This is a genomic window from Bartonella vinsonii subsp. vinsonii, assembly GCF_902825235.1.
In the GTDB taxonomy this organism is placed as follows: Bacteria; Pseudomonadota; Alphaproteobacteria; order Rhizobiales; family Rhizobiaceae; genus Bartonella; species Bartonella vinsonii.
In genome coordinates this window covers 1-255 of the sequence record NZ_CADEAJ010000104.1, presented here as the reverse complement: position 1 = coordinate 255, position 255 = coordinate 1, and the positions used below count along the sequence as shown (strand labels likewise).

Below are 255 nucleotides of genomic sequence, written 5' to 3'. Positions count from 1 at the left end.
AACGCAGGTAGCGCATATCGTCCGGATATAGTGGCAGCGCCCAATGGGGTTCCCTCGATTGATATTGTCACACCCAACGGCAAGGGCTTATCGCACAATAAATATTACGATTTTAATATTGGCAATCCAGGTGTTATTTTCAACAATCATGCGCAAGAAGTAGGGCAATCGCAGTTGGGGGGCATTATGCCGGGCAATCCGCATTTGCGTTTCACGGGTTCAGCGAAAGTGATTTTAAATGAAGTGACCAGCGGT

General features: G+C 47.5%; 1 protein-coding gene. It reads left to right on the top strand.

Annotation, left to right across the window (positions count from 1 at the left end):
• Window positions 1–255: two-partner secretion domain-containing protein (locus J7R12_RS08830; RefSeq protein ID WP_208439096.1), on the top strand; the 255-nt coding region annotated here is incomplete at both ends.